This is a genomic window from Bradyrhizobium sp. CB82, assembly GCF_029714405.1.
Lineage (GTDB): Bacteria > Pseudomonadota > Alphaproteobacteria > Rhizobiales > Xanthobacteraceae > Bradyrhizobium.
Genome location: NZ_CP121650.1, coordinates 2,576,043 through 2,596,905, shown reverse-complemented (window position 1 = coordinate 2,596,905; position 20,863 = coordinate 2,576,043). Strand labels below are relative to the sequence as shown.

General features: G+C 64.5%; 19 protein-coding genes. 3 read left to right on the top strand and 16 right to left on the bottom strand.

What is annotated here, in order from left to right; translation table 11 throughout:
• Window positions 1-70 precede the first annotated feature (70 nt).
• From QA640_RS12545 to QA640_RS12530, 4 genes are all read right to left on the bottom strand, one after another.
• Window positions 71-775 carry an NUDIX hydrolase gene (locus tag QA640_RS12545; protein ID WP_283040935.1) on the bottom strand — a complete coding sequence of 235 codons (705 nt, stop codon included), beginning with the start codon at window positions 773-775 and terminating at the stop codon, window positions 71-73.
• A 55-nt stretch (window positions 776-830) separates the two neighbouring features.
• Window positions 831-1,859 (bottom strand): ABC transporter substrate-binding protein, encoded by a 1,029-nt coding sequence (locus tag QA640_RS12540; protein WP_283040934.1) that lies wholly within the window; start codon window positions 1,857-1,859, stop codon window positions 831-833.
• 72 nt (window positions 1,860-1,931) lie between these two features.
• A complete protein-coding gene (locus QA640_RS12535; RefSeq protein WP_283040933.1) occupies window positions 1,932-2,720 on the bottom strand; it encodes an ABC transporter permease in 789 nt (262 codons plus the stop codon).
• A complete protein-coding gene (locus tag QA640_RS12530) occupies window positions 2,720-3,535 on the bottom strand; it encodes an ABC transporter ATP-binding protein (protein ID WP_283040932.1) in 816 nt (271 codons plus the stop codon). The genes QA640_RS12535 and QA640_RS12530 overlap by 1 nt, the downstream gene beginning before the upstream one ends.
• 138 nt (window positions 3,536-3,673) lie before the next feature.
• On the opposite strand from QA640_RS12530, the gene QA640_RS12525 reads away from it, so the two are divergent.
• Window positions 3,674-4,456: an ABC transporter ATP-binding protein gene (locus QA640_RS12525; RefSeq protein ID WP_283040931.1), complete on the top strand. Its 783-nt coding sequence runs from the start codon at window positions 3,674-3,676 to the stop codon at window positions 4,454-4,456.
• Window positions 4,453-6,012, top strand: coding sequence for an ABC transporter permease/substrate-binding protein (locus QA640_RS12520; RefSeq protein ID WP_283040930.1), 1,560 nt, complete (start codon window positions 4,453-4,455; stop codon window positions 6,010-6,012). The genes QA640_RS12525 and QA640_RS12520 overlap by 4 nt, the downstream gene beginning before the upstream one ends.
• Here QA640_RS12520 and QA640_RS12515 read toward each other — a convergent pair.
• The 11 genes from QA640_RS12515 to miaA form a co-directional block, all read right to left on the bottom strand.
• A complete protein-coding gene (locus QA640_RS12515) occupies window positions 5,986-6,567 on the bottom strand; it encodes an ABC transporter ATP-binding protein (RefSeq protein ID WP_283040929.1) in 582 nt (193 codons plus the stop codon). The genes QA640_RS12520 and QA640_RS12515 overlap by 27 nt on opposite strands.
• A gap of 152 nt (window positions 6,568-6,719) precedes the next feature.
• On the bottom strand, window positions 6,720-8,432 hold the full coding sequence (locus QA640_RS12510; protein ID WP_283042779.1) for a sulfatase-like hydrolase/transferase: 1,713 nt from the start codon (window positions 8,430-8,432) through the stop codon (window positions 6,720-6,722).
• 119 nt (window positions 8,433-8,551) lie between these two features.
• Window positions 8,552-8,929, bottom strand: a complete 378-nt coding sequence (locus QA640_RS12505) for a TetR-like C-terminal domain-containing protein (RefSeq protein WP_283040928.1) — start codon at window positions 8,927-8,929, stop codon at window positions 8,552-8,554.
• Window positions 8,930-9,881: 952 nt separating this feature from the next.
• Window positions 9,882-10,901 carry a ketol-acid reductoisomerase gene (ilvC, locus tag QA640_RS12500; protein ID WP_283040927.1) on the bottom strand — a complete coding sequence of 340 codons (1,020 nt, stop codon included), beginning with the start codon at window positions 10,899-10,901 and terminating at the stop codon, window positions 9,882-9,884.
• Between the two features lie 133 nt (window positions 10,902-11,034).
• Window positions 11,035-11,637: a LysE family translocator gene (locus QA640_RS12495; RefSeq protein WP_283040925.1), complete on the bottom strand. Its 603-nt coding sequence runs from the start codon at window positions 11,635-11,637 to the stop codon at window positions 11,035-11,037.
• Between the two features lies 1 nt (window position 11,638).
• Complete coding sequence (locus tag QA640_RS12490; RefSeq protein ID WP_283040924.1) at window positions 11,639-12,514, bottom strand: EamA family transporter; 876 nt, start codon at window positions 12,512-12,514, stop codon at window positions 11,639-11,641.
• 65 nt (window positions 12,515-12,579) lie between these two features.
• Window positions 12,580-13,269 carry a class I SAM-dependent methyltransferase gene (locus QA640_RS12485; RefSeq protein ID WP_283040923.1) on the bottom strand — a complete coding sequence of 230 codons (690 nt, stop codon included), beginning with the start codon at window positions 13,267-13,269 and terminating at the stop codon, window positions 12,580-12,582.
• Between the two features lie 3 nt (window positions 13,270-13,272).
• Window positions 13,273-13,815 carry an acetolactate synthase small subunit gene (ilvN, locus tag QA640_RS12480; RefSeq protein WP_283040922.1) on the bottom strand — a complete coding sequence of 181 codons (543 nt, stop codon included), beginning with the start codon at window positions 13,813-13,815 and terminating at the stop codon, window positions 13,273-13,275.
• A gap of 150 nt (window positions 13,816-13,965) precedes the next feature.
• A complete protein-coding gene (locus tag QA640_RS12475) occupies window positions 13,966-14,949 on the bottom strand; it encodes a threonine dehydratase (protein ID WP_283040921.1) in 984 nt (327 codons plus the stop codon).
• Between the two features lie 153 nt (window positions 14,950-15,102).
• A complete protein-coding gene (locus QA640_RS12470) occupies window positions 15,103-16,878 on the bottom strand; it encodes an acetolactate synthase 3 large subunit (RefSeq protein WP_283040920.1) in 1,776 nt (591 codons plus the stop codon).
• A 451-nt stretch (window positions 16,879-17,329) separates the two neighbouring features.
• Complete coding sequence (gene miaA, locus QA640_RS12465; RefSeq protein ID WP_349253715.1) at window positions 17,330-18,274, bottom strand: tRNA (adenosine(37)-N6)-dimethylallyltransferase MiaA; 945 nt, start codon at window positions 18,272-18,274, stop codon at window positions 17,330-17,332.
• A gap of 11 nt (window positions 18,275-18,285) precedes the next feature.
• Here miaA and serB point away from each other — a divergent pair, with 11 nt between their 5' ends.
• Window positions 18,286-19,191: a phosphoserine phosphatase SerB gene (serB, locus tag QA640_RS12460; protein WP_283040918.1), complete on the top strand. Its 906-nt coding sequence runs from the start codon at window positions 18,286-18,288 to the stop codon at window positions 19,189-19,191.
• A 154-nt stretch (window positions 19,192-19,345) separates the two neighbouring features.
• On the opposite strand, the gene QA640_RS12455 is transcribed toward serB, so the two are convergent.
• Window positions 19,346-20,860: a Do family serine endopeptidase gene (locus tag QA640_RS12455; protein ID WP_283040917.1), complete on the bottom strand. Its 1,515-nt coding sequence runs from the start codon at window positions 20,858-20,860 to the stop codon at window positions 19,346-19,348.
• Window positions 20,861-20,863 lie beyond the last annotated feature (3 nt).

The following is a 20,863-nucleotide window of genomic DNA, read 5'->3' as shown; positions in this document are numbered from 1 at the left end:
TTACATTTTTGCCCATCACATGGGCTGGGAGATGCGATGTCAAGCCGAATAGCGTCGCGGGCTCGATGCGTCAGCGTGCGGCGAACTGCTGCTCGATGAAGGCCGTGACGAACCGCGGCATGGTCGGCGTCAGATCGCCGCTCCCGTAGACCAGGTGAATGCCGGCGAGCTCGGGATGCTCCTGGGCGGCAAGGTTGGCCTCGATCCGGTCGCGAATCGCGTCGCCCGGCAGCTTCAGGTCCAGAACCCGAATAAGCGCGATCGCGGGTCCCGACACCACGCAATGCCAGTGCGCTTCCGCCTGATAGTCGGCGGCCGTGAGCCCGGTCTCCTCCTCGATCTCACGCACCACGCTGCCGGGGATGTCGAGCGCGCCGTCCTTGACGTCATCGAGGTCCGGCGTGCCCGACGGAAAATAGATGCGCCCGGCATTCGCCGTATGTTCGCCCATCACGCCCAGCACGAAGGCTCCGTCCGAGGCGCGGAGCGCGCCCATGCCAAAGCCGTTGAACACGGCCTTGTCGGGAAATCCCCAGTCGCGCCAGGCGAGAAAGCTTGCGAAATCAGTCTCGAAATAACTCGCTGCGAAACGATCTTGATCGACTACGGGATCGCGGCCGATCAGCACACGACCATTCCACAGCTTTGGCCGTTCGCGCTGCTTCTCGGCAAAATGCGCCGCGATCTCGGCGTGCCGTTCTTGCGCGAACGGCCACGCCTGCGATCGCACGATGAGATCGAGCGTCGTGACGCGATGAATGATCGGAGCCGTCATGACACCTGCATATCAGCGCTTCACGTCAATTGCTCGGCAATACTGCTTGGCCGCACTACTTGGAATTCATCCCTGTGGTCTTCTTGGCCTGCTCGACGAACTTGTTGGTGAAGGTCTTGCTGACGTCGATCTTGGCATTTGCAACCTCGGGCGAGCCGACGCTGAACACCGCGAGCACGGCGTCCGCACCTTTCGGATCCATCTTGCCTGTTTCCGAGAACATCGGGATCGTGTTCTTCAGCGCTGCGAGATAAAGCTCCTTGTTCTTGCCGACCATCTCCTCCGGCATCTTCGCCATGACGTCCTCCGGCGAGTGCGAATGGATCCAGGCGAGCGTGTTCAGGATCGCATTGGTCAGCGCCTGCGTCTCCTTTTCGTGACCGGCGACCCAGGCCGCGGTCGAATACAGCGCGCCGCCCGGATACTCGCCGCCAAAAGTCTCGAGCGTATCCTTCTGCGTGCGGGTGTCGCTGAGGATACGCAGGTCCTTGTGGCTGCCCTGGAGCACGGTAACGGAGGGATCGAGCATCACGGCCGCATCGATCTGGCCCTGCTCCATGGCCGCGACCGCAGTCGCGCCGAGGCCGACGCCGATCACGGCGGTGCCGGCGGGATCGAGGCCGTTCTTCTTCAGGAGATATTTCAGGAAGAAATCGGTCGAGGAGCCGGGCGCGCTGACGCCGACCTTCTTGCCGGCCAGATCCTTCACCGACTTGATCTCGTTGGTATGCGAGGGCGCAACCACCAGCACGAGGCCGGGATAGCGATCATAGACCACGAAAGCCTGCAACTCCTGCTTCTTGGCCGCGAGGTTGACGCAATGGTCGAAATAGCCGGAGACGACGTCCGCGCTGCCGCCGAGCACGGCCTTGAGCGCGTCCGAGCCGCCCTTGAGGTCGACGAGGTCGACATTGACGCCGGCTTTCTCGTACTCACCGAGCTGCTTGGCCAGCACCGTGGGCAGATAGCACAGGCAGGAGCCGCCGCCGACCGCGATGGTGACCTTGCTCTGCGCTGCGGCGAAGCCGGTGGTGAGCGCGAGCGCGAGCAGCGCGCCCGCGAGCCTGGCAATCGTGTTCTTCATTGGCTTCCTCCGTTCGGCTGGCGGCACATTAGAGCAGCGGGGCTGGCTTGAGAAGGCGACTTACGGATACACCTACCCTCGCCCGTCCGCGGCCGTCGGCCGCCACACGAGAAGCCGGCGCTCCACCATCGTCACGCCCGTGTCGATCAGGAGGACGAAGGCCGACAGTACGAACATCCCGGCAAACACGCCGGCAACGTCAAACACGCCTTCGGCCTGCTGGATCAGATAGCCGAGGCCTGCGGCAGAGCCGAGGTATTCGCCGACGACGGCGCCGACCACGGCAAAGCCGACCGAGGTGTGCAGCGAGGAGAACATCCACGACAGCGCCGAGGGCCAATAGACGTGCCGCATCAACTGCTGCTCGCTCATGCCGAGCATGCGGCCATTGTCCAGCACGGTGCGGCTGACCTCCTTGACGCCCTGATAGACGTTGAAGAACACGATGAAGAACACCAGCGTCACGCCGAGGGCGACCTTTGACCAGATGCCGAGGCCGAGCCACAGCGCGAAGATCGGCGCGAGCACCACGCGCGGCAGGGCGTTGACCATCTTGACGTAGGGATCGAATACGGCCGCGACCAGCGGCTGCCGCGCGAACCAGAAGCCGACCAGCACGCCGCCGAGCGAGCCGATCACGAAGGCGAGGATCGACTCCCAGAGCGTGATCCAGAGATGCTTCCAGATCACGCCGCTCGCGAACCAATTGACGATCTGGCTGAACACGTCGACCGGGTTGGAGAAGAAGAACGGCGGCAGCAGGATCTTTCCGAACACCGGAACGGTGGAGAGCACCTGCCAGAGCACGATCACGACCGCGGCGACCAGCAATTGCAGCGAGAGCAACGTCAGGCGCGACATCAGACCGCCTCCGCCAGGGTGGATTGCGCGTAGCCCTTCATCACCTCGTCCTTGAGCACGCTCCAGATCTCGCGATGGAGCGCATGGAACTCCTTGTCCAGCCGCACCTCGAAAATGTCGCGCGGGCGTGCAAGCTCGACCCGCCAATTGCCGATGATGCGCGAGGACGGCCCCGCCGACATGATCACGACGCGGTCGGCGAGTGCGATCGCCTCCTCGAGGTCATGGGTAACGAACAGCACCGCCTTGCGGTCGGCGCTCCAGAGCTCGAGCAGGAGATTGCCCATGACCTGCCGGGTCTGGGCATCGAGCGGGCCGAACGGCTCGTCCATCAGCAGGATTTTTGGATCACGGATCAGCACCTGCGCCAGCGCCACACGCTTGCGCTGGCCGCCGGAGAGCATGTGCGGATAGCGGTTGGCGAACGCTCCGAGCCCGACCGAGGTCAGCCATTTTTGCGCGCGCGCGAGCGCATCGGGGCGCGGCGTGCCCTTGATCTCGAGGCCGATCGCGACGTTGTCGACGGCAGTCTTCCAGGGGAACAGCGCGTCGGCCTGGAACAAATAACCGGCGTCCCGGTTCAAGCCTGCGAGCGGCTGGTCGAACACCTTGACGCTGCCGGCGGCGGGCTTCAGCAGCCCCGCGGCGACGTTGAGCAGCGTGGATTTACCGCAGCCGGTCGGGCCGACAATGGCGACGAACTCGCCCTGGCCGACGGTGAGCTGCGCCTCCTCGACCGCGGTATAGACGCGCCCGTCCCCCAGCCGGAAGGCGACTTTGGTATCCTCGAGCGCCACAGCCGTGGGCGTTGTCATTGCCGATTCCTCCCAGCTCTTGGCTGGATGCCTTAGCCGCTTGCGCCGGCAAGTTCAATCGAGCGGCCAAGCGTGGTACCCATACGGGGTCGCATACATCAATCTCCCCTACGGGAGTGCAAGGCTGAGTACGCATCGATGCCCTCCAAGCCCATGATCGGTTATGCGCATGTCGCGAAAAACTTCGGCGCCGTCGCGGCCGTGGGCGGTGTTTCGCTCGACGTCGCCGAGGGTGAGTTTCTGGCCATCGTCGGCGGCTCCGGCTCGGGCAAGACCACGCTGCTGCGGCTGACCAACAGGCTGATCGAGGCCGACCGTGGCACGATCACCGTCGAGGGCGAGGACATCGGCCACGTCGACCCGGTCGCGCTGCGGCGCCGCATCGGCTACGTCTTCCAGAGCGGCGGACTGTTTCCGCACCTGAGCGTCGCAGACAATGTCGGCGTCACGCCGAAGCTGCTCGGCATCCCGCAAGGAGGGATTGCCGCACGCGTGGACGAGCTACTCGACCTGGTGCGGCTCGACCGCACCCAGCATCGCGATCGATTGCCGCAAGACCTGTCCGGCGGACAGCGCCAGCGCGTCGGGGTGGCGCGGGCACTCGCGGCGCGCCCGCGGATCGTGCTGATGGACGAGCCGTTCGGCGCGCTCGATCCCCTGACCCGCGACGCGCTCGGCGAAGATTATCGCGCGCTGCATCACAAGCTCGGCCTGACCACGGTCATGATCACCCATGACATGACGGAAGCGATCTTGCTCGCCGATCGCATCGCGGTGATGCGCGCCGGGCGACTGCTCGCGCAGGGCACGCCGGCGGAGCTCGGTCGAAGCGGCGATGCCTACGTGCTGGAGCTGTTGCGGACGCCGCGGCGCCAGGTCGCGCGACTGAACGAGCGGCTGCCGCAGGGTGGTGCGACATGAGCTCGACCTCCGACCCACGCTGGGGCGAAGCGCTCTCGCATCTGCCGGACTATCTCGGCAATCATGTACGGGTGAGCCTTGCCGCGCTCGCGCTCGGGCTCGTCATCAGCCTGCCGCTCGCGATCCTTTGCCGCAACCGCCCGGTGGCGCGCAACATATTGCTCGCGCTCGCGAGCATCGTGCAGACCGTGCCGGGGCTCGCGCTGCTCGCGCTGTTCTATCCGCTCCTGCTGCTCGCGACCTCCGTGACTCTCGCCTGGTTCGGCGTCGCCTTCTCCGCCTTCGGCTTCCTGCCGGCGATGCTCGCACTCGCGCTCTATTCCATGCTGCCGGTGCTGCGCAATGGCATTACCGGGTTGAACGGCATCGATCCCGCCTTGCTCGAAGCGGCTCAAGGCGTCGGCATGACGCCGCGGCAATCGCTTGTCATGGTGGAGTTGCCGCTGGCGCTGCCGGTGATAATGGCGGGCATCCGCACTGCGGCGGTGTGGGTGATCGGCACGGCAACCTTGTCCACGCCGATCGGGCAAACCAGTCTCGGCAACTACATCTTCGCGGGCCTGCAAACCCAGAACTGGGTGTTCGTGCTGTTCGGTTGCGTCGCCTCGGCCGTGCTGGCGCTTGCGGTCGATCAATTGCTCGGCCTGATCGAAACCGGCTTGCGCAATCGCAGCCGCCTGCGCACGACGCTTGGCGGCGTCGGGATTGCGGCGCTGGTTGCCGCGACGCTGGTGCCCTCGCTCGGACGCTCGTCTCCCGCTTACGTCGTCGGCGCCAAGACGTTCGCCGAGCAATATGTTCTGTCGGCCCTGATCCGGGATCGCCTGGCGGCGGCTGGCCTGCCGGCGATGACGCGATCCGGCCTCGGCTCCAACGTGGCGTTCGAGGCGCTCAAGGCCGGCGACATCGATCTCTACGTCGATTATTCCGGCACGCTCTGGGCCAACCAGTTGCACCGCACGGACATCAGACCGCGCAAGGAGCTGATCGACGAGCTGAAGACGGCACTCGCCAAACAGAATATCACGCTGCTCGGCGAGCTCGGCTTCGAGAACGCCTATGCGCTGGTGATGCCGCGAAAGCGCGCGGAAGCGCTTGGTATCCATTCCGTCGCCGACCTCGCCGCGCATACGTCAGGCCTGTCGATCGCCGGCGACTACGAATTCTTCTCGCGCCCGGAATGGGCGGCGTTGCGCGATGCGTACGGGCTCGCGTTCCGCGCACAACGGCAGATGCAGCCCGATTTCATGTATGCGGCGGTCGCAAGCGGCGAAGTCGATGTCATCGCGGGCTACACCAGCGATGGTCTGATCGCGAAATACGATCTCGTGGCGCTCGACGATCCCAAGCGGGCGATCCCGCCCTACGACGCCATTCTGCTGCTCGCCCCCAAGCGCGCCGGCGATGACCGACTCAAGGCCGAGCTAAAACCGCTGCTCGATCGGATCGACATCGCCGACATGCGCGAAGCAAATCTGCGCGCCAGCGGCAACGACGCGAACTCCTCGCCAGATGCGGTGGCCAGGTGGTTATGGACCAAGATCGGACAACGATAGAGCGGAATGGAGGGGGTAGCCGTGTTGCGGGAGAGTTTGGCCACCCCCTCCCTGACCCTCTCTGTCGAGCGTCGCCTGCGGGTCGAGCCCGGAGGTCGGCTCGTCCAGGATCGCGATTTCGGCACGTTTGACGATGATCTCGGCAAGCCCGAGGCGCTGGCGCATGCCCCGCGAGAAGGTCGTGACCCGCCGCTCCGCAACCTCGGCAAGCCCGACGCGCGCAAGCGCCGCCGCGATCCGCCGCGTCCGCTCGCCCCGCGACAGGCCCATCAGCCTCGCGGTGTAGACGAGGTTTTCAGCTGCCGTGAGCTGGTCGTAGAAGCCGACCGCATCAGGCAGATAGCCGACGCGCCGCTTGACTTGTAGCGGCTGGCGCGCCGGATCGAAGCCAAGCACGCTGACCCTGCCCGAAGAGATCTCGGTCAGGCCGAGCATCATCAGGATGGTCGTGGTCTTGCCGGCGCCGTTCGGGCCCAACAGGCCGAACACCTCACCCTTTGCGATATCGAAGTCGATGGCGTCCACGACCGCCGTCGACTTTAGTTCGAAAATCACGCCTGGCGTCGAAAGATTAAAATATCGTAATACGATATATTTAGAACGGAGCGTCGACGATTTGCCGCAATGGTTATCACCGACGAAAGGATGCGGTCTGTCGCGGTGGTCGACGATGACCTGCTCGCGCAGACGCGGGTGCCGAAACGGCGTTAAAGCCCGTGGATCATGCCGGCGTTGATGAGCAGGCGATTGAGGCGTCGCGCTTCCATGCCGTCCTTGCAGCCATAGAAGATGCCCTTGCAGCGTAGCATCACGTCCTTCTGCGCGGCGAAAGACGGGTCGAGCGGGATACCTGCGGCTTCCTGGATCACCAGCGGCAAATAGGCGCCATCGATCGTATCCATCACCGCGTCGCTTTTCACTGGCTCGAAATTGATGGCGTCGATCGCATAATAGGTGGCGTAGAGACGCGGATCATAATCGTCGAGCTTCTTGCCGAGCCCGCCTTCGTCGAGCCCGGGCTCGAGGAGCTGCGGCGCAAATTCCGGTTGATGATCGCCATAGCGCACGATCAGGAAGGGCTCACTGGGAAACTTCTTCTTCAGCCCGGCCAGGAAGGCCTGGTACTGCTCGGCGCTCATCATCTGGCGGCGCAGATATTCGTCGATCGAGGGCGCGTTCCCTGGCGCACGCCAATTTGGCATCAGATCGGGACGGAAACGCGTCTCCCAGGGAAAATGATTGGCGCCGAGATAGATGAAGCTGAACAGCGGCTTGTTCGGCGGCTGCTGGCCCATCAACTGAAGCGCCTTGTCGTAGAAGAAGGAATCCGGCTCGACGTCCTTCGCGCCGAGGTCCTTCGCGTCATAGAAGCGCTCGATGCCGGTCGTGATCTGGAAGCTGCGCGCGCTCATGAAGGCGCCGTAGGCCGGATACAGCGACATCGTGTCATAGCCGCAGCGGCGCAAGCTGAGCGGCAGGCCACGCTCGACGCGGCCCGAGGCGATGCGCGTCACGAAATAGGCGAAGCGGCCGAACGAGCGCGACGACAGGCCGGCGAGCACGTTGTATTCGGTGAACCAGCTCGGCCCGCCATTGCTCTCGGCAAGGAAGGTGCGCTGCTTGCCGTCCCAGGATTTGAAATGACTGCCGTAGCCTGGTGGCACCTTGATGCCTTGCGCGGCTCGGATGTCGAAACTGGATTCATCATGGATCATGATGATGTTCGGCCGCCGCCCCGCTGGATGGCAGGCATCGACCAGCGGCATGTTGAGATGCTCGTCGGTCGAGGCGGCGGATTCCATGAAGCCGTACTGCACGAAGTCGGAGACTGCAGTGACGCCGGAGCGGAAGAATTTGGAGAGATAGCCGTCGTCGTAATAACCGCGCCAGGCTTCGTCCGGATGATAAAGGGAATAGCCGACCAGCGCGGCGAGGCAGGCGAGCTTGCAGGCGAGCGCCGGCAGGCGGCGGATGCGGAACGGATCGAGCCACCACAGCGCATACATCAGCGGCAGGATGACGAGGCAGGCGCCGATCACCGACCAGCGCAGGTTCGGGAAGATCGTGAACAGGAAGGCGACCGTGTCGCGGTCGATCATCATCAGGTCGATGAAGTTGACCGTCATCTGTACGACGTCGTGCTTGAGCCGCGACAGCAGCACCAGCACCACGACCATGGTCAGCGACAGCGCGCCCGACAGCGCAGGGCGGCGGAGCAGGGTGATCCAGAAGAAATTGAGGATGCCCCACGCAAGCGCGAAACCGAGGCGCGAGCCGAAGTCGGTCTCGGTCTCGTACATCAGTGCGAGTGCAGCCAGATGCGGGGAGGCGACGGCGAGAAGGCGCCAGATGCCGATCGCGGCAACGCTCGCCAGCACGGCGGTGGCGGCAGAAGGACCTGGGTTGGGCGCGGACGCCATTGACGACACGCTGAACACGGTCCGGCGCGCTGATGCCAAGTCCTCTGGCCGGCCTGCTGGCGGCCAGAGCGTCCCGGCGCCGCCGGAGAGCGCCGTGTCATAAAACTGTAGCGGAACAGTCATGAGCAGGCAACGCGCCACGCCGTCCGACCTTCGCTTAATACTAGCGGGCGGCGAATGCGCGGCCCGGCTTCGCGATGCCGGCGATGAAGACGTCGATCACCGCTGCGGCCATCTTCAATCTCGCCCTCCTCGACGCCCCAGCGCGGAAAATGGCCGTCAAGGTTCATGCGTGCAAAACCATAGACCAGGGCGCGGGCAGCGATCTGGGTTGGCTTCAACTCGTCCTGTCGCAACAGGCCCTGCCGGGCTGCCTCACCCAGCATGCGCTCGGTCAGCGCGATCAGTTCCGCATTGTCGCTGGTGAGCTCAGGCGAACTGCCATGGGCGAAGTAGCGCCCTGTCGAGATGATCTCGAAATGGGCGGGGTTGCGCATCGCCCAACGCAAGTTGCAGCGCAGCGTCAATCAGCACGCGGCGGAGATCGCCGTGGTGGTAGGGCCGGGCTTCGGCGGCGCGGCGGCCTACCCGAGGTTTGGACTTCTGGCTGGCGGATTTGGGCATTCAGATAACCACGGCCGAGGTGCGCTCCCCCTTCCGCTTGGCGGGGGAGGGTTGGAGGGTCGTGTCATGAGCAGGACGACCAGGTGGAGAGAGTCCCACCCGGCGCTTCGCCGTAGCCGTGGATCGCAGGCGTCTCCTAAGAAGACGGCCCACGCCCCGCAACGGGAGAGATGCAGCGAGCCCGGCGATGCCGCTCCATGCGGCCTTCCTCGTCCCCATCCTCGCCGTCATGGCGCTGCGGCTGATCGCGATGGCCCGAGCTCGCGCCCGAAGCCGGTCGCGGCGGGCTAGCCTGTTAGTTGAGCAATCAAGCAGCGCCATTTCGCATCTGCGACGGCCTGCAAGAACCTCGATCAAACGTCAGTTCTTAGCCTAATGCGGCGCGCGAGGTCGTCCGCTCGCATTCGCGCAACAGATGGCAGGACGGATGAAGAGCCGAATGCTAGACTCTGACGCCGCTGGGTTTTTGCGGATTGGAGAGGCGAAGAAAAGACCTCAGAAACAGCGCGAGCTCAAGAATATGCTTTAAGTGTCAGTTCTTGATCTTCAGGTTGCGCCTCAACATCGAAGAATTTGAATGAAGCACCAGCGTTTGCGCTGAGAAGGAAAGAGCGAGACCACAGGCTGTGATCTCGCTCAGGTTGTAGCCGCAAGGGCTTAAAATTTGGTGTAGCTGGTGGGAAGGCCCCCCACTCAACTCTCGCATCCCCAGGCGCGGTGCAGCGCGCCATCGATGCGCCGCAGAGCCGGGACCTGTTCAGCGGCTTGGACCCCGGATCAACAGCCCATCACCTCGTGCTGCGCTGCATCCGGGGGACGCCAACGTCAGTTCTTCGACTTGTCGACCAGCGCGCCCTTCTTGATCCAGGGCATCATGTCGCGGAGTTTCGCGCCGACCTCCTCGATCGGATGCGCGGCGAGCCTGGCACGGGTCGCCTTGAACGAGGTCTGGTTGACCTTGTTCTCGAGCATCCAGTCGCGCGAGAACTTGCCGGACTGGATATCGTTGAGAACCCGCTTCATCTCCTTCCTGGTCTCGTCGGTGATGATGCGCGGACCGGTGACGTACTCACCGTACTCGGCGGTGTTGGAGATCGAGTAGTTCATGTTGGCGATGCCGCCTTCATAGATCAGGTCGACAATCAGCTTCACTTCGTGCAGGCACTCGAAATAGGCCATTTCGGGAGCGTAGCCGGCCTCGACCAGCGTCTCGTAGCCGCCCTTGATCAGCTCGACGAGGCCGCCACAGAGCACCACCTGCTCGCCGAACAGGTCGGTCTCGCACTCTTCCTTGAAGGTGGTCTCGATGATGCCGGCGCGGCCGCCGCCGACCGCCGAGGCGTAGGAGAGGCCGAGGTCATGGGCGTTGCCCGACACGTCCTTGGCGATTGCGATCAGGCAGGGCACGCCACCACCGCGCTGATACTCCGAGCGCACGGTGTGACCGGGGCCCTTCGGGGCGACCATCAGCACATCGAGGTCGGCGCGCGGGTCGAGCAGGTTGAAGTGGACGTTGAGGCCGTGCGCGAACACCAGCGCCGCGCCCTTCTTCATGTTGTCGTGCAGGTGCTCGCGGTAGATGTCGCCCTGAACCTCGTCCGGGGTCAGCATCATGACGAGGTCGGCCCATTTCGCGGCCTCCGCCACCTCCATCACCTTGAAGCCGGCGGCTTCCGCCTTCTTGGCCGAGGCCGACCCCTTGTACAGCGCAATGGCCATATCCTTGACGCCGGAATCCTTCAGGTTCAGCGCATGGGCGTGGCCCTGGGCGCCATAGCCGACGATGGCGACCTTCTTGCCCTTGATCAGATTCAGGTCGGCGTCGCGATCGTAATAAACACGCATAGTCGTTTCCTCATTGAGGGCCGAAAATCGGCCAATGGTCAGGTGTCGAGGGGTGAAATTTGCGGATTTCGGGGGCTGTCTAGAGCATTTTCCGCCCCGAAGGAAACCCGTTTCTGCATGGAAATCCGCGGCATCATGCATCCGTGAAAACGGGGTAGAGGGAGGCAAGCAGCAGGACCGCCATCAGGATATTGAAGGCGCGGACCAGCCGCTCGGAGGTCAGGATCGGCCGGAGCGCGCTCCCGAACAGGGCCCAGACCACGGTCGAGACCGCGCCGACGATCAAGCTGATCAGGGTCTGGATGGCGATATTGATGGGGAATTGGGCAATCGCCGCATAGGCAGTGAGGGTGCCGATCACGATCACCCATCCCTTGGCATTGATCCACTGGAACATGGCCGCGCCCCAGAAGGTCATCGGCCCCCTGCCCTTTTCCTCGCCCGGCTTGGCCGGGCCGGAAAGGGCGATCGCGACGGCCAGATAGATCAGGTAGGCGGCGCCGGCATATTTCAGGATGGTCTGGAGGATAGGATACGCCAGGAAGACCGTCCCCAGCCCCAGACCGACGGTTGCGACCATGAAGGCGAATCCGATGGTGATCCCGGCGATGTGGGGAATGGTGCGGCGGAAGCCGTAAGTCAGGCCCGACGACAGCAGCATGATGTTGTTCGGGCCGGGCGTGAAGTACATCACGATCGCAAAGACGATGAAGGCATACATGAGCGACATCTTCACCTCACGCTGTCTTCGGCAGGACTTGCGGACGCTTGGCCAGCAGCATCACCGCGATACCGCCGATCACGGTCAGCATGCCGGCGAGCCGCAGGGGTCCGAACCGCTCAGCGAACACGATGCTCGACGCGGCCGAGCCGACGAAAGGCACCAGCAGCGCGAACGGCACGACCTGCGCAGCCGGATAGTCGTGCAGCAGCCGGCCCCACAGCCAATAGGCGATGCTGGTCGAGAGGCCGCCCAGCGCCAGCATGCAGAGCGCAGTGGTCAGCGACATATGCGTCAGCGCTTGCCAGGTCGGCGCCGGACCATTGGCGATCAGCGCCAGTGCCAACAGTGGCGCGGCTGACGTCAGGCACAGCCAGGCGAACAGGTCGAACATCGGCACGCCGCGGGCGCCGCGCAGCAGGAGATTGCCGATCGCAAAAGAGACCGGCGAGATCATCAGCACCGCGAAGGCACTGATGCTGAAATCGTAGCCGACGGTGCCGCAGATCAAGAGAAGGCCGATCGCGGCAATGGCAATGCCTGATGTCTGCACCGGCGTCGGCCGTTCGCCGAAGGCGAGCACTGCAAAGCCGATCGTGAACAGCGCCTGGCTCTGCACGACGACGCTGGTCAGCCCCACCGGCACGCCATGGGCGATGCCATAGGCCTGAGTCAGGAACTGGCCGAGGAACAGCGTGGAGCTGATCGCGATCAGGAGCGGCCAGGCGATGCCCGGTTTGCGGATGAACAGGCAGGGCACCGCGGCAATCGAAAAGCGCAGCGCCGTCATGAGTTCGGGCGACAATTCGTCGAGCGCCAGCCGGCTCGCCACGAAGGCAAGTCCCCAGACGATCGCCACCATGACGGCGATGAGGATGTCGGCCGGCTTCATTGCTGTTCTTCTTCGGGCTCTGTTTTGCGTGCGTGTTCTTGTCGTTCAGCCTTGCTAGCCGGCGCTTACGTGGAAGGGTTGGATTTGCGCAGCAGATAGGTGCCGTGCATCGGGGCGTGATAATCGGCCGAGACGAGCGTGAAACCGACGTCGGTCAGCATTCGCTCCATCACCCAGCCGAAGGTGGAATATTCGTCGCGCATATGCGTGACGACAGTCTCGCGCGAAAACTCGTGGTTCTTGATCTGGAAGTCGGCCCATTGCTCGACGTCGCGCTCGGCCGCATCCGGCATCGAGACGAACACGATGTCGCGCAAATAGAAGCTCGAACCCGGCTTCAACGCGCGATAGATGCGCGACAGCGCCACTGCCTTCCAGAAATCCGGCAGATGATGCAGCGTGAATTCGCTGACGATGAGGTCATAGGAGTCCGGCTGATAGGAGAAGCTGAGCAGGCCCGCCGATTGCGTCGCGACCTTGGCCTTGCGGTCGCGCGCATAGATCTCGGCGAGCGCCAGCATCGCCGGCGAGATGTCGATGGCGTCGACCTCGGCGCCCATCAACGCGGCCTCGGTCGCAAGTACGCCATTGCCGCAGCCGATGTCGGCGATGCGCCAGCCGCGCTGGACGCCGAGCATCTTCAGCGCGGCGCGCGCGCGCAGATCGGCGTCATCGTGGTTGTCGTAGATCGAGGCGACCGCGGGCTCGATGCCCATCCGGTTGCGTTCGTTGTAGTACCAGTCGCGCGCCAGCATTGTTCACATCCCTTCAGGCCCGCGACCGATCGCGGCAACCCCGGTGCGCGACACCTCGACAAGGCCGATGGGGCGCATCAGGTCGATAAACTGGTTGATCTTGTCCGTATTGCCCGTGATCTCGAACACAAAGCTCTCGGTGGTGGCGTCGATCACGCGGGCGCGGAAGGCGTCCGCCAGCCTGAGCGCCTCGACGCGATGCTCGCCCTCGCCGCGCACTTTCACCATCGCGAGCTCGCGCTCGATCGAGCGCCGGGTCTGCGTCATGTCGACGACGCGATAGACCGGGATCATGCGGTCGAGCTGATGCTTGATCTGCTCGATCACCATCGGCGTTCCTGTCGTGACGATGGTGATGCGCGAGAGATGCTTCTGGCTCTCGGTCTCGGAGACCGTGAGGCTCTCGATGTTGTAGCCGCGTCCCGAGAACAGGCCGATGACGCGGGCGAGCACGCCGGGCTCGTTCTGCACGAGCACCGAGAGCGTATGCGTCTCGTTGGGATCGTGGCGGTCCTCAAGGAAATAGGCGGATGCGGGCTGGTTCATGATCGTCCCCTCAAATCTTCCTCGTCATGCCCGCGAAGGCGGGCATCCAGTAATCACCGGCGCCTGAGATTCCCACACCTGCCGCGACGTACTGGATCGTCCGGTCAAGCCGGACGATGACAGCGGAGTTCTCGGCAAACGCTCGGGTCATCATGCAACCACCGTTTGGGCGATCGGCGCGTCCGTCCCAACCCAGCGGCGAAACAGCTCGAAATCGATGTTGCCGCCCGAGAGCACGAGACCCACTCGCCTGCCCCCGAGCCTGCTCTTCTCCTGCAGCGCTGCCGCGAGCGCGGCCGCGCCGGCGCCTTCGGCGAGATTGTGCGTGTCGGTCCAATAGGCGCGGATCGCCGCGGCGACCTCGTCGTCGGTGACCTCTACGATGCGCGATGCGCCCTTGCGGATGAGCGCGAGCGCATCGGCGTCGGGAATGCGCGTCGCCATGCCGTCGGCGAGCGTGTTGCTGGTTTCCGTCGTCACGACCGTGCCGGCCGCAAACGACAGCGCGTAGGACGGCGCCTCCGTCGACTGCACGCCGACGATCTCAGTCTTCAGACCGAGCAGGTCGCGCGCCATGATGCAACCGCAGATGCCGGAGCCCTGGCCGATCGGCACGTAGAGCACGTCGAGATCAGGCTGGGCCCGGAACAATTCCAGCGCATAGGTCGCAACGCCCAGCACAAGGTCCGGGTGGAACGACGGCACCATGTGGAGGCCTGCGAACTGCGCACGGCGCTCGGCTTCCTCGCGCGCGGCCTGAAAATCCTCGCCGTGCTCGACGAGCTCGGCGCCAAAGGCCCTCATCGCGCGGTTCTTCTCGACCGAATTGCCGCGCGGCACATAGATCACCGCGGGCACGCCGTGCCGGCTTGCGGCAAACGCCAGACTCTGTCCGTGATTGCCGCGCGTTGCCGAGATGATGCCGGGCGTGTTCGGCCGCCCGCGCTTCAGCCGCTCGAGATAGACGAGCCCGCCGCGCACCTTGAAAGCGCCGATCGGCGTGTGGTTCTCATGCTTGACCACGACGCGGGTACCGAGCCGGTCGGCGAGAAGCGGCCAGGTGTGTGCGGGCGTCGCCGGCACCGCCTGCCCCACGATCGCATGCGCGCGCTCGAGCTCACGGAGATCAAACATATTGTGTTCCCGTCGACCTTCTCTCGCTCCTGTCATCCCCGCGAAAGCGCGGATCCAGTATTCCAGAGGCGCCACAGAGCAATCGAGAGGCCGCGGCGTACTGGATCGCCCGGTCAAGCCGGGCGATGACAGCGGAATTTGTGTTCGGCGGCATCACACCAGCGCCTTGCCGCCGGCGAATGCGGTTGCCGTCGCCTCGTCGTCGGCCTGCTCCGGCAACAACATCTCGTTATGCGCCTTGCCTGAGGGGATCATCGGGAAGCAGTTTTCGAGCGCCGCGACGCGGCAGTCGAACAATACCGGGCGCTTGACCGAGATCATCTCCTTGATCGCGCCGTCGAGATCGGCGGGCTTGTGCGCCCGGATGCCGACGCCGCCATAGGCTTCCGCGAGCTTGACGAAATCCGGCAGCGCTTCGGAATACGAATGCGACAACCGGTTGCCGTGCAGCAGTTGCTGCCACTGCCGCACCATGCCCATGTACTGGTTGTTCAGGATGAAGATCTTGATCGGCAGTTCGTACTGCACCGCCGTCGACATCTCCTGGATCGTCATCTGCACCGAGGCGTCACCCGCGATGTCGATGACGAGGCTGTCCGGGTGTGCCACCTGGACGCCGACCGCGGCCGGCAGGCCATAACCCATGGTGCCGAGGCCGCCGGACGTCATCCAGCGATGCGGCTCCTCGAAGCCGAAGAACTGCGCCGCCCACATCTGGTGCTGGCCGACCTCGGTGGTGATGTAGACGTCCTTGCCGCGCGTCAGCTCGAACAGGCGCTGGATCGCGTGCTGCGGCAGGATGATGTCGTTGTTCTTCTTGAAGTACAGCGAATTGCGCGCGCGCCATTGCGCGATCTGCTGCCACCACGCTCTTATGTCGGGCTTCTTCGCCTCTGCCTTAAACACCTGGAGGATGTCGCCGAGGATGTTGCCGCAGTCCCCGATGATCGGAACATCGATGCGGATGTTCTTGTTGATCGAGGACGGGTCGATGTCGATGTGGATCTTCTTCGAGCCGGGCGAGAAAGCGTCGACTCGGCCGGTGATGCGGTCGTCGAAGCGCGCGCCGACGCACAGCATGACGTCGCAGTCATGCATGGTCATGTTGGCTTCGTAGGTGCCGTGCATGCCGAGCATGCCGAGCCAGTTCTTGCCGGACGCCGGATAGGCGCCCAGGCCCATCAGCGTCGAGGTGATCGGGAAGCCAGTGACCTCGACCAGCTCGCGCAACAGTTTTGAGGCTTCGGGTCCGGAATTGATCACGCCGCCACCGGAATAGATCACCGGTCGCTTGGCATTGGCGAGCAGCGAAACGGCTTTGCGGATCTGCATCGCGTCGCCCTTCACGCGCGGCGCGTAGGAGACGTGCACGTCGGACTTGCGCGGCGGATGGTAGGTGCCGGTCGCGAATTGCACGTCCTTCGGCACGTCGACCAGCACCGGCCCCGGCCGGCCCGAGGTGGCGACGTAGAACGCCTCGTGCAGCACTTTTGCGAGATCGTTGACGTCGCGCACCAGCCAGTTGTGCTTGGTGCAGGGTCGCGTGATGCCGACAGTGTCGCATTCCTGGAACGCGTCATTGCCGATCAGATGTGTCGGCACCTGACCGGTGATGCAGACAAGCGGAATCGAGTCCATCAGCGCATCCGTCAGCGGCGTCACCATATTGGTGGCGCCGGGGCCGGAGGTCACCAGCGCGACGCCGGGCTTGCCGGTCGAGCGCGCATAGCCTTCCGCGGCATGGCCCGCGCCCTGCTCGTGCCGCACCAGGACGTGCTGGATCTCGCTCTGCTGGAAGATTTCGTCATAGATCGGAAGCACCGCGCCGCCGGGATAGCCGAAAATGTCCGTCACGCCATGATCGATGAGCGCGCGCACGATCATCGCGGCGCCGGTCATCTGGTTCGGATCGTGGCTGTTCTCGGTCATTGGTCTTGCTCCGGATGCGCTGTTGTCAGCGGCTTCGTTCAGGTCTGGTTCGGGAAATAAAAAAGGGCCCCAAGAGGCCCCATGCGCACCGCTCGGTTTTGGATGGCCGCTAGCCATCCCCGGCGATGCGCCTGGGTACGACGACGATAAGGAGTTTGGTAATAATGTTACGCATGAGGTCGGCTCGACTTCCCAAAGGTTGCGCGAAACATAGCGGCCAAACCCTGGATGTCAAGGCAGGGCGGCCATTTTCGCGCGATTTCGAGGACTGTAGCGGCGTTCCTGGCATTCGGCGAGAGGGAATCTTGCGACACGGACGCAAAAGCTCGTCATTCCGGAGGCGATGCGAGGCATCGCGCGCGAAATCCATAAAGGTTCGCGAAGCTGCAGCCGCCTGTCATCCCGCACGACCTCCTGGGGGTGTGGGTTCCGGGCTCGTGCGCCCCGGCGGTTAAGCGAGCCAGCGCCTCACCCCACCCCCACGGCAGCGGCCAGCCATCCCCGCCTGCTGCGGCTTCACCCATTCGAACTCCGGCAATTGGTGCCGGAACCAGGTGAACTGGCGCTTGGCGTAGTGGCGGGTGTCGGCCCGGCCGATCTCCGCCGCCTCGTCCAGGCTGATTTCGCCGCGCAGGTGCCGGATCAGCACGGGCACGCCATGGGCCTTCATCGCCGGCAGCAGCGGATCGAGATCGCGCGCGGCGAGTTGCTCAATTTCCTTGAGCGCGCCAGCCCTCAGCATGGCGTCGAAGCGGGCATCGATGCGGGCGTAGAGTTCGTCGCGCTCGGGGGCAAGGAACAGCGCGCTGAAACTGTCTTTCGGCAATAGTGGCGGCTGGCCCTCGCGATGCCAGTCGAGCAGCGAGCGGCCGGTCGCCTCGACCACTTCGAGAGCGCGTGCGATGCGGGTGCGGTCGCGCATATTCAGCCGCCCGGCGGCGACGGGATCGCGGCCAGCGAGTTCCGCATGCAGTGCCTCGACGCCGTTGCGCTCGAGCCGCGCGCGCACGCTGTCGCGCACCTCGGGCGGAATCGGCGGCACCGTCGAGAGGCCCCTCGTCAGCGCCTTGAAATAGAGCCCGGTGCCACCGATGAAGATCGGCAGGCGGCCTTGCGCCAGGGCCTCGGACAACGCTACCGCAGCATCCGCGAGCCAGGCGCCGGCCGAAAAATTCACGGCCGCGTCGACATGGCCATAAAGACGGTGCGGGACCTGCGCCTCCTCGTCCCGCGTCGGACGCGCCGTGATGATGCGCAGATCGCGATAGACCTGCATGGAATCGGCGTTGATCACGACACCGCCGGCACTCAGCGCAAGTTCGAGCGCCAGCGCCGACTTGCCGCTGGCGGTCGGGCCTGCGATAAGCACGGCCTTGCTCACTTGCCCCTCGCTCACGAAAACCTCAAATGTCCCTCGTCGCCACGCTGATCTGCAATCCCAATAGTCCCGCGCTCGACAGCACCATCGTCGACGGCGCGCGTGCCGTGCTGCCCTCGGCCGCGCCCGCGCATTGGCTGTTCGACGGGGTCGCGGTCGACATACCCTTCGGCGCGCAGGATAACCTCCAAGGCGATCGCCACGCCATTGAACAGCGGTTGCGCGAGCTGCGCGGCGACCTGCCGATCGACATCGTCGTGCAGCCTGCCGGCTTCCGGCGCAAGAGGCTTTTTCTCGCCGACATGGATTCCACCATGATCGGCCAGGAGTGCATCGACGAGCTCGCCGATTTCGTCGGGCTCAAGGCGCACGTCGCTGGTATCACCGAGCGCGCCATGCGCGGCGAAATCGAGTTCGAGCCCGCCCTGCGCGAGCGCGTCGCGCTGCTGAAGGATCTGCCGGTCGGCGTCGTCGACGATGTCCTCGCCAAGCACATCACGCTGACGCCGGGCGGCCGTGAGCTGGTCACGACCATGCGCGCCCACGGCGCCTACGCCTGTCTCGTCTCCGGGGGTTTTACGCTGTTCACCAAAGCGGTCGCCGCGAAGATCGGCTTCCAGGAGAACCGCGCCAACGAGCTGATCGTGCGCGACGGCAAGTTCACGGGCGAAGTGAAGGAGCCGATTTTGGGTCGCGCGGCAAAACTCGCGACGCTGGTTGATCTCATGGAGTCGTTCGATCTCGACGAGATCGATACGCTGGTCGTCGGCGACGGCGCCAACGATCTCGCGATGATCCAGGCGGCTGGGCTCGGCGTTGCGTATCACGCCAAGCCCGCGGTGGCGGCCGCAGCGACAGCGCGCATCGACCACGGCGATCTCACCGCGCTGCTCTATGCGCAGGGGTATACGCGCAAGGAGTTTGTGGAGGCCTAGCCCTCGCCCTCCGCCGTCATCACCCGCGCAGGCGGGTGATCCAGCATTCCAGAGACAGCACGGGGATACGGAAAGGCCGCGGCGTACTGGATGCCCGCTTTCGCGGGGCATGACAGTTAGTGTGTGGCCGCACAGTCCCGCCTCACAACGAGCCTTACTGCACGCTCAGCGCCACGAACCTCAACTCGCCATCGCCGTTGGAGACGAGCAGCAGCACCGACTTCTTGCCGTCCTTCTTGAGCTGGTCGATGCGCTTCTGGACGTCGGCGCCGCTGGACACGGCCTCCTGCGCCACCTCGACGATGACGTCGCCGGCGGAAAGCCGCTTCTCGGCGGCATCCGAATTTGCATCGACATTGGTGACGACCACGCCCTTCACGGTGTCCTTGATCTTGTAGCGGGTGCGCAGGTCCTTGTTCAGCGTCGCCAGATCGAGGCCGAGCGCCTTCTGCGTTACCGGCTTCTCCGGCGCCGGCTCGTCGGTCTTCACTGCGGCCTGGACCTTGTCGGGATCCTGCAAGCGGCCGAGCTTGACGTGCTTGGTTTCCTCCTGGCCCTTGCGGATGACGACGACGTCGACCTCCTTGTCGACCGCCGTATCGGCGACGACGCGGGAGAGATCCTTCGGGTCCTTGATGTCCTTGCCGTCGAACTTGACGACGACGTCGCCCGGCTCGATGCCGGCGGGCTTTGCCGGGCCCTTCTCATCGACACCTGCGACCAGCGCGCCACGTGACGGCTTGATGTTGAGGCTTTCGGCGATCTCGTCCGTCACGCTCTGGATGCGCACGCCGAGCCAGCCGCGCCGCAGTTCGCCGAACTGGCGAAGCTGGTCGACGACGCCAGCCACGGTCTTCGACGGCACGGCGAAGCCGATGCCGATCGAGCCGCCTGAGGGCGAGATGATCAGAGTGTTGACGCCGATGACCTCGCCTTCGAGATTGAACAGCGGGCCGCCGGAATTGCCGCGGTTGATGGCGGCGTCAGTCTGGATGTAGCTGTCATAGGGGCCCGACGAGATGTCGCGGTTCTTGGCCGAGACGATGCCGGCCGTCACCGTACCGCCGAGGCTGAAGGGGTTGCCGATCGCAACCACCCAGTCGCCGAGACGCAGCTTGTCGGAGTCGCCGAACTTCACCGCGACCAGCGGCTTCGGCGGCTTGAACTTCAACACTGCGAGGTCGGTCTTCTTGTCGACGCCGACGAGGTCGGCCTTGATCTTGGTGCCGTCGTTGAGAATGACGTTGATCTCGTCGGCATCCGCGATGACGTGATTGTTGGTCACGACGATGCCGGAGGTGTCGACGATGAAACCGGAGCCCAGCGAGTTGGTCTTGCGCGGCGGGCCGCTGTCGCCTCTGTCGCCGCCCTTGCTGCCGCCGCCGGGACCGCGGCGGTTCTTGAAGAAGTCGTCGAAGAACTCCTCGAAGGGCGAGCCCGGCGGCAATTGCGGCATGGTGTTGGTGCCGCCGCCTTTGGCTTCGACGGTCTGCGAAGTCGAGATGTTGACGACCGCATCGATCACCTTCTCGGCGACGTCGGCGATGCCCTCCGGTCCGCGCGCGTAAGCCGGCGAGCCGAACGCGCTGAACGCGCTGATGGCGATCGCAGCCAGCCCAAGTCGCACGCAGTGGCGCAAACGGGTCGTGGCAATGGTGGCAGCGGTCATTGT